This window comes from Pseudomonas sp. (assembly GCF_050739995.1).
Classification (GTDB): domain Bacteria; phylum Pseudomonadota; class Gammaproteobacteria; order Pseudomonadales; family Pseudomonadaceae; genus Aquipseudomonas.
The window spans coordinates 1-5,634 of record NZ_JBOICG010000511.1 but is presented as its reverse complement, the minus strand read 5'-3'; the positions used below and the strand labels follow the sequence as shown (position 1 = coordinate 5,634).

At 61.2% G+C, this 5,634-nt stretch carries 5 protein-coding genes; 1 reads left to right on the top strand and 4 read right to left on the bottom strand.

Annotated elements, in window-relative coordinates:
• A partial coding sequence (locus tag ACRESD_RS16890) for a substrate-binding periplasmic protein (protein WP_431751965.1) occupies nt 1-335 on the top strand: 335 nt, incomplete at its 5' end.
• Nucleotides 336-361: 26 nt separating this feature from the next.
• Here ACRESD_RS16890 and ACRESD_RS16885 read toward each other — a convergent pair.
• From ACRESD_RS16885 to gpmI, 4 genes are all read right to left on the bottom strand, one after another.
• A complete protein-coding gene (locus ACRESD_RS16885) occupies nt 362-1,135 on the bottom strand; it encodes a divergent polysaccharide deacetylase family protein (protein WP_431751964.1) in 774 nt (257 codons plus the stop codon).
• Between the two features lies 1 nt (nt 1,136).
• Nucleotides 1,137-2,465 (bottom strand): S41 family peptidase, encoded by a 1,329-nt coding sequence (locus ACRESD_RS16880; RefSeq protein ID WP_431751963.1) that lies wholly within the window; start codon nt 2,463-2,465, stop codon nt 1,137-1,139.
• A 30-nt stretch (nt 2,466-2,495) separates the two neighbouring features.
• Entirely contained in the window at nt 2,496-3,791 is a 1,296-nt protein-coding gene (locus ACRESD_RS16875) for a peptidoglycan DD-metalloendopeptidase family protein (RefSeq protein WP_431751962.1), read from the bottom strand.
• Nucleotides 3,792-3,988: 197 nt separating this feature from the next.
• Nucleotides 3,989-5,515, bottom strand: a complete 1,527-nt coding sequence (gene gpmI, locus ACRESD_RS16870) for a 2,3-bisphosphoglycerate-independent phosphoglycerate mutase (protein WP_431751961.1) — start codon at nt 5,513-5,515, stop codon at nt 3,989-3,991.
• Nucleotides 5,516-5,634: the final 119 nt, after the last annotated feature.

The following is a 5,634-nucleotide window of genomic DNA, read 5'->3' as shown; positions in this document are numbered from 1 at the left end:
GTTACAAGATTGGCGCCTACAAGGGTGACGCCATTGCCGAGAGCCTTGAAAAGCAGGGCCTCAGTCCGGTGGTGGTTTTACGCGACCAGGACAATGCGCAGAAGCTCATGAATGGCCAGATCGACCTCTGGGCCACCGGCGATCCTGCCGGGCGTTATCTGGCGCGACAGGTCGGCGTGACCGGGCTCAAGACCGTGCTGCGTTTCAACAGCGCCCAGCTCTATTTGGCGTTGAACAAGAACGTACCGGATGAACTGGTCGCCAAGCTTCAGGCTGCGCTGGACCAGTTGCGTAAAGAAGGTGTCGTCGATCAGATCATGGCGAACTATCTGTAACTGGCACGGGCTCCTACCGTGGGCCGTCAGCGGTAAATACCATTTTTGCCATGCCCGGCCATGGCCTGGTTGCCGCGCACGCTGATCATCAACTTGATATCAATCCAATCGACGCCCTGGGCCTTAAGCTTGGGCAACTCACGCTCAAGCACAGCCAGGGTCTGTGGGTAAGGGTGGCCGATCATCACCACCGAACCTTGTTTATGGGCCAGCTTGATCGCGGTTTGCAACTGCGTGGTAATCGCCGCCTCGGTGCGTTCGTCATCGAGGAACACATCCCGTGAGACATGCGCCAGGCCAATCTTCTGCGCTTCGGCGGCAGCGACGGTTTGTGCGCTGGTGCGGCTGTCGACAAAGAATTTGTTGCGTCGTTGCAATTCGGCCATCAACCACGCCATTGCGGCGGGTTGAGCGGTCATGCGGCTGCCCATGTGGTTATTGATACCGGCGGTGTAGGGCACGGCCTTGAACGCGGCGTCCAAGCGCTTGCCGAGTTCTTCGATGGGTAACTCGGGGTGCCAGGCGAATGGACCGGTGGCCGGGTCCATGGGCATGTGCAGGATCACGATCTTGCCAGCCTTATGGGCTTCGCGGGCGAATTCGGCGGCGTGGGGCGTGTCGGGCATGATCGCGGTGGTCACCGGCCCGGGCAGGGCCAGCACGCGACGGTCCCGGGGCAGGTTTTGCCCTAGGTCGTCGATGATCAGGGTCAGGTAGACTTTGTGCGGCTCGCCGGCCGGGGCCGCGTGGGCGACCCCTGCCAGGCTGAACAGCGCAGCGATGATCAGGGCAAGACGCATATCAACGGCTGCGGGTGATGCTCAAGCCCTTGAGCAGGCTCAGCGCCTGGGCGAGTTGGTAGTCATCATCCTGCGGCATCGGCTTGGCTTTCGCACGGCTACCGGTAGGCTGGTCGGCGCCGCCGTTACCATTGCCCAGGTGACCCTGCAGATCGGCTTCCTTGTAGAACTCGCCGTCGGTCTCGTTGGTGATCTTGGCCCGGCGAACTTCGATGTCCGGCACGATGCCCTGGGCCTGGATCGAGCGGCCATTAGGCGTGTAGTACAGCGCCGTGGTGATCTTCAGCGCACGCTCGTTGTTCAGTGGCAGCACGGTTTGTACCGAGCCCTTACCGAAACTGGTGGTGCCCATCAGCACGCCGCGCTTCTGGTCCTGCAGGGCGCCGGCGACGATTTCCGACGCCGAGGCGCTGCCGCCGTTGATCAACACCGCCAGTGGCACGCCTTCGCTCAGGTCATGGCCGGTGGCCGAGAAGCGCAGCTCGGAGTTGGCGATACGGCCTTTGGTGTAGACGATCAGACCCTTGGTGATGAAGTGGTCGACCACTTCCACCGCCGCCTGCAGCACGCCGCCCGGGTTGTTGCGCAGGTCGAGCACAATGCCGTTGAGTTTCTTGCCGTTGTCTTTGCGTAGCTTGGCCAGGGCCTTGGCCACTTCGTCGCCGGTCTTGACCTGGAACTGGGTGATGCGGATGTAGCCGTAGCCCGACTCCAGCAGCTGGCTCTTCACGCTCTTGACCGTGATGGTTGCGCGGGCCAGGGTCACGTCAAACGGAGCACCGCCGTCGCGCACCAGGGTCAGGGTGATTTTCTGGCCGAGCTTGCCGCGCATCTTGTCGACGGCTTCGGTCATGGTCTGGCCACGGGTCGGCTGGCCGTTGATCTTCACGATCAGGTCACCAGCCTGGATACCGGCCTTGGACGCTGGGGTGTCGTCGATCGGCGACACCACTTTGATCTGGCCGTCTTCGGAGCCCACTTCGATGCCCAGGCCACCGAACTCACCACTGGTGCTTTCCTGCAGCTCGGCGAAATCTTCCGGGCCGAGGTAGGCGGAGTGTGGGTCGAGGTTGCTGAGCATGCCCTTGATGGCATTTTCCAGCAGGGTTTTGTCGTCTACAGGTTCGACATAGGCTGCCTTGATCCGGTCCATGACCTCGGCAAAGGTGCGCAGCTCGTCCAGCGGCAACGGTGCCTTAGTGGTTGCGGCAGAGGTCGCGGTCGTGGCGGCGGGTGCAGCGGCAGCGGCCTGGTCGGCAAAAGCCAGAGGCGCGCCGATCACCAGGGCGATCGTCAGGGCCAGCGAAGTGAGGCGGGACAAATGCAGCATGTCGAACGAACTCCTAATGTAGATGCGGCCCTATCCTTGGGAACGGCACCATTGTGCAGGATCGCTCGGGCGGCCCTGCTGACGAATAGCGAAGTACAGCGCCGGGGTGTCCTGGCCACCACTGTTCCCGACAGTGGAGATGGATTCACCGGCTTTTACAACATCACCTGCCGACTTGAGTAAAGTCTGATTGTGGCCGTAAAGGCTCAAATAGCCATTACCGTGGTCAAGAATCACCAACAAACCGGCACCGCGCAGCCAATCGGCGAACACCACACGGCCACCGTGGACGGCGTGGACCTGGCTGCCGGCAGAGGCGCTGATCATCACGCCATCCCACTTGGCGCGTGTGTCATCGCCACGGGTTTCCCCAAAGCGTGCCAGCAGTCGACCATCAACAGGCCATGGAAGTTTGCCGCGGGCTGACGCAAAAGGGCCACCGAAGTTCTCGCCGGCGCTGGAAACCAACGGGCCAGGGGCTGAATGCGCCGGTTTACGCGGTGCCGGAGCATCGGTGGTGGCGGCCAGCTCGGCCTCACGCTTGCGCTTTTTTTCCGCTTCCTGCTGGGCGATCAGCGCTTTTTGTCGCGCTTCTTCAGCCTCGCGTGCCTGGCGGGCCAGGGTTTCTTCGATGGTCTTGAGCACTTTGGCCAGGTCGGCCTGGTCCTGCTCGCGTGCCTGGAGCTTGGCATCGCGGGCTTTGACATCGTTATTGAGCTTGGCCAGGGCCAGTTGGCGTTCCTTGCGGACCTTGTCCAGTTGGTCACGCTGGGTGTCGAGGGCACTTTTCTGGTCGAGCAGCTGTGACTGCTGGTCGGCGATTTCCTGTTCCACATTGGCCAATTGGCGCAGGGTTTCGTTAAACCCCTTCAGTTGCGCCAGGCGTGCCTTGCTCAGGTAGTCGTAATAGGTGAGGGTGCGCGCGAACTTCTCAGGGTTCTGCTGGTTGAGTAGCAGCTTGAGGTATTCCTGGCGGCCGCTCTGGTAGGCGGCGCGGGCCTGGATCGCGATCAGGCGCTGTTGCTCAACGCGTGCGCTCTGGAGTTTTTTTTTCTCAGCGTCGAGTCGCTCCAGTTCCGACTCGCTCTTCTTTAGTTCTTTTTGTAGCTCCTGGACCTGTTTCTCCAGCTTGCCCATCTCGGTTTCCGTGCCGCGCAGGTCTTTCTGCACGCCGGACTTTTCTTCCTGGAGCTTGCCGAGCAGTTTTTTCAGCTCGGTAATGTCCTGACGCGTAGCGTCCAACTGTTGTTGGGTTTGTGCGCGCTCGTCGGCAAAGGCCGGTTGGAGCAGGCAGACAAGAGCGAGGGGAATCAAGGCGCGAAGCATAGAGGCGGGCGACACCAGGGAAAAGGACGGCCTAGTATGCCCGCCAAGCGCGGCAAAAAAAACGCCCAATTCGGGCTAGAAGGCAAGATAGGTGCCGAGTGGCGGCAGTATGGCAAAAAGACATCTACCAAACACCGAATATCCAATGTGGGAGGGGGCTTGCCCCTCCCACATTGGTTTCTCCGTAACGCTGAGAATCAAACCAGGATTGAGGTCCCGGTCATCTCCTTCGGCTTCTCCAGCCCCATCAGCTTCAACATGGTCGGCGCCACATCCGCCAGTACGCCGCCTTCACGGACTTTCAGGTCGCGCTTGCCGACATAGATGAACGGCACCGGCTCGGTGGTGTGGGCGGTATGGGCCTGGCCGGTGGATTCGTCGGACATCTGCTCGCAGTTGCCGTGGTCGGCGGTGATCAGCGCTTCGCCGCCGACTTTCTCCAGGGCGTCGACGATGCGGCCAACACACTTGTCCAGGCATTCCACGGCCTTGATCGCCGCTTCCAGGTTGCCGCTGTGGCCGACCATGTCGCCGTTGGCGTAGTTGACCACGATCACGTCGTAACGCTGGTTGTCGATGGCGTCGACGATCTTGTCGGTGACTTCCGGCGCGCTCATTTCTGGTTGCAGGTCGTAGGTGGCGACTTTCGGCGACGGGATCAGGATACGTTCTTCACCTGGGAACGGTTCTTCACGACCGCCGGAGAAGAAGAAGGTCACGTGGGCATATTTCTCGGTTTCGGCGATGCGCAACTGGGTCTTGCCGTTTTTCGCCAGGTAGTCGCCCAACACGTTTTCCAGGCTGCCAGGGGCAAATGCCGACGGGGCCGGGATGTTGGCGGCGTATTGGGTCAACATCACAAACTCGACTTTCGGCTGGCGTGAGCGCTCGAAGTCCTTGAAGCCGTTGTCGACGAACACGTGGCTCAGTTCACGGGCGCGGTCGGCACGGAAGTTCATGAACACGACTGCGTCGCCATCTTCCACTTTCACCGGCTCGCCGATGGTGGTGGCTTTGACGAATTCATCGCTCTCGCCGCGCTCGTAGGCAGCTTGCAGGCCTTCCTGGGCGGAGGCCGCGTTGAATTCGGCCTGGCCGTTGACGATCAGGTTGTAGGCCTGGGATACACGGTCCCAGCGATTGTCGCGGTCCATGGCGAAGTAACGCCCCACCAGGCTGGCGATGCGGCCCTTACCGAGGGCGGCGAACGTGGCGTCCAGCAGTTCGATGGACGACTGCGCACTTTTCGGCGGCGTATCGCGGCCGTCGAGGAAGGCGTGCAGGTAGATCTTGTCGGCGCCGCGCTTGAAGGCCAGTTCGGCCATGGCAACCAGGTGATCCTGGTGGCTGTGGACGCCACCGTCGGACAGCAGGCCCATGAAGTGCACCGCCTTGCCGGCGGTCACTGCTTTATCCACCGCCGCGCAGATGGTCGGGTTCTCGAAGAACTCGCCGTCGCGGATCGCTTTGGTCACACGTGTGAAGTCTTGGTATACCACTCGTCCGGCGCCGAGGTTCATGTGACCGACTTCCGAGTTGCCCATCTGGCCGTCCGGCAGGCCTACGTCCATGCCGGAGCCGGAGATCAGGCCATTGGGCACGGTGGCGGTCAGGCGGTCGAGCACAGGCTTGTTCGCCGAGTACACGGCGTTGTCGTGGTGGCTTTCACTGTGTCCGAAGCCATCGAGAATTATCAGGACCAAAGGTTTAGGCGTAGTAGTCATAGATCCTCTCGCGGCGCTAATAAAGGAAGACAATTGAAAAGGGAGTGGCAGTTTAAAGCGAAGTTCCCACTACGTCACCGCTTTACGGGGGTTGGCCCCCCCTGACGGCTGTGTATACT

What these genes read in the sequence shown, in the direction of transcription:
- ACRESD_RS16885 (WP_431751964.1), bottom strand. Translation starts at nt 1,135, where the DNA reads ATGCGTCTTGCCCTGATCATCGCTGCGCTGTTCAGCCTGGCAGGGGTC.
- ACRESD_RS16880 (WP_431751963.1), bottom strand. Translation starts at nt 2,465, where the DNA reads ATGCTGCATTTGTCCCGCCTCACTTCGCTGGCCCTGACGATCGCCCTG.
- ACRESD_RS16875 (WP_431751962.1), bottom strand. Translation starts at nt 3,791, where the DNA reads ATGCTTCGCGCCTTGATTCCCCTCGCTCTTGTCTGCCTGCTCCAACCG.
- gpmI (WP_431751961.1), bottom strand. Translation starts at nt 5,515, where the DNA reads ATGACTACTACGCCTAAACCTTTGGTCCTGATAATTCTCGATGGCTTC.